The 2,604-nt window shown below is 65.9% G+C and carries 2 protein-coding genes; both read right to left on the reverse strand.

Features of this window, described 5'->3' with window-relative positions:
• Nucleotides 1-80: 80 nt before the first annotated feature.
• Nucleotides 81-1,025 carry a BsuBI/PstI family type II restriction endonuclease gene (locus tag CCE01nite_RS21095; protein WP_141372985.1) on the reverse strand — a complete coding sequence of 315 codons (945 nt, stop codon included), beginning with the start codon at nt 1,023-1,025 and terminating at the stop codon, nt 81-83.
• A gap of 12 nt (nt 1,026-1,037) precedes the next feature.
• Entirely contained in the window at nt 1,038-2,498 is a 1,461-nt protein-coding gene (locus CCE01nite_RS21100; protein ID WP_141372986.1) for an Eco57I restriction-modification methylase domain-containing protein, read from the reverse strand.
• Nucleotides 2,499-2,604: the final 106 nt, after the last annotated feature.

A 2,604-nucleotide genomic window follows, 5' to 3' on the forward strand; every position in this document is an offset into this window, starting at 1 on the left:
TCCTGAGGCCCACCCACACGCTCGACCCGAAGGAAGCCTGACGCTCGCCCCTTCAGTGGCATGCCCGCCGTGGCTGCGGCTCAGGCGTAGGGACCGAGGAAACGCTCGCCGTTGAAATGCATCAGATGGTCAGGTGCGTCCGCCGCCCACGCCTCGGTCTCCCAAGCCAGAACCGTCAGGTACTTCCGCATCTCGCTCCGGTCCGGGAAGGCGGAGACGTACACCAGACCAGCCGTTGCATTCGTGAAGAGGCTTGCGAGTTCGTGGTGCCGCTTGGTGTCAACGGGACCGTGAGAGGAGGCCGCCTCGATGAGCACGAGCCATTGCCGGTCTGGCATGTAGATGATGACGTCGGGGAGCTTGCCGTGCTTGTCGAGCGTGATGCCGAGGGCGGCGAGCGCAGCCTTGTCGTAGGTCGCTTCCTTGTCGGCGTCACCGATGTAGAGCACCTCGCTGCCAGGCGTGAAGCGGGGCGCGAAGTCCTCGACGATGGTCTTGATGAGAACGTTCTGCCCGCCCGGCGAGAGAGTCACGGCTCCTCCGCCCGGCAGCGCCACGGGCACGCGGTGAAGCGTCCTGGCAGCCTCGTAAGCGGCAATCTGGCCCGGCTTGTTCGCCTGGTAGGCAGCGAGTCGCTGGTCATGCCCGGGCAAGTCCCACTGCTGAATGAGTGCGAGCGCTTCCGGTGCGACGCGGTAGTTGGCCTTCGGCGAGTTCACTGGCCGTAACGGGTCGTCGTGGTTGTACTCGGCCAGCGCCTCGTCCACGAACTGGTGAAGGGTTCGCCGCCGAATAGTCTCCCGAGTGTTCGGCTTCCACCGCGGGCCCCAAGCGACCGCAGCTTCCATCAGTTCGACAGTCCGAGTAGGCCGGTTCGTTGACTGGGACCATCCGTCCCCGGGCGTCAACCCGAGGAGGCAGAGCAGAACACGCGCGGACCGCTCGTTCGACCGTTCGGCATCGAACCGAAGGGTTCGAAGGATGGCCTGAGCGCCCGCCAGGGAAGCAACCGGTGCCGCGCTCATCAGTTGGCCACCTCACGCTTCGAGGACGGCCGCCACGGTCTTGTCGATGAGGTCCTGGTCAGGGAGTTCGCCCGAGATTGCATGCCCCAAGACAACCAGATGCTCGCGGCTCGGGAAGGGTAGGACACGCAGGTCAGTGGCATTGACTTGTGTGTGCCCGGAGAAGGTCCTGAACACCTCGTCAAGCGCGGTCGAGTTGAGCCACACCATCAGCCCCCTGGCGAGGTCCCGCTCGAGGCCGGCGCCGTCGGCGTGGATGTAGTTGGTCTTGTTGTCGAATGCGACTTCCGGTCCGTCCCAGACGCCTGCGACGACACGGCGGCGCTCCTCCTTCGCGGAGAAGCGTTTGATGAGGACGTAGACACCCGCGGGCACCAACAGCTTGCGCGCTGCTTCCTCGGTGGCCCGGAAGTGTTGCGGCTTCGCCACCGCGTCACGAGGCCAGACGACCTCACCGTTCCGGACGTTCGCCTGGTAGGCCATCGGGGCTGTGCCGTGCTCTGGCGTCATCGAAAGCCACTGACGTGACCGGAAGTCAACGACTCGGCCCGTGCTGACGGACAGGCCCAGGTCGGAGAGTGTGTAGTGCGCCGCTGCGGGAGCCTGCGTCGCCCCATCAGTGAAGCGCACGAACTGATGAGGGTCTGACGGCTGAACCACGACATCAGCCGGCACAGTCTTGGTGACCGTCTCGTCGTGGTGGCCCACCGACGCGGAGAGCGTGATGTCGTGCTCTTGTCCGCCGCGAGTAGCGGAGACGATGACGTTCTCTTGGAGCACACCAGTGTCAGCGAACACTGTGGACCGGGACTCGAAGACGTGCAGGACATCGAGGCGCACACGCTCCAAGAGCCACCGTCGGAACCCGGCGAAGTAGGCGCCGTTCGCCCACGACCGAGGCACGATCGCAACGCACTGCCCGCCCTCGCGCAGAGCGCTCACGCCAAGAGCCCAGAACGCCGCGTAAGCGTTCGGCACATCCACGCCGACAGCGTTCCGCAGCGACCGCCGTCCTGAGTCGTTCGCGGCCAGCTTCCCGTACGGCGGGTTCTGGATGACGAGGTCAAAGCCCGTCGCCACGCGTGGGTCGCCAGCCGCCGCGAGCTGGATGATGTCGCCTTCGACGACCTCGAACGTTGCTCCCGTCGCATCGCCCAGTTCGGTCAACGTCGCATTCAGACCGGGCAGGACGGCCGGGTCGAGCTCGGAAGCGACGACATGGACCGCAACGTCGGGACGCTCGGCGTGGAGTCGCCGCACGAGTGCGACGCTCAAGCTGCCGATGCCGGCACCTGGGTCGAGAACCCGCACCTGCCGAGGCAAGTTGTCCAGGCGCAAGAACGACGCGATGAGGTCAGCTGCCCGCACCGGTGTGAAGAACTGGCCGAGTTCCGCCTGCCTGGCGGGGTCAAGCGTTGCCAAAGTCGCAACACGGCGCGCTTCGGTTCGGGTGTCGATGGTCTCAACAGTCACACGAGCAGGCTACGGCGACGAACTGCCATCCCTCGGGCGCCCCGCACAAGGTGTGGGCATCTTGCCTCAGGCCGGGGTTGTGGACGCTTGGGGATGCATCCCCGGG

The organism is Cellulomonas cellasea (assembly GCF_006538745.1).
Classification (GTDB): domain Bacteria; phylum Actinomycetota; class Actinomycetes; order Actinomycetales; family Cellulomonadaceae; genus Cellulomonas_A; species Cellulomonas_A cellasea.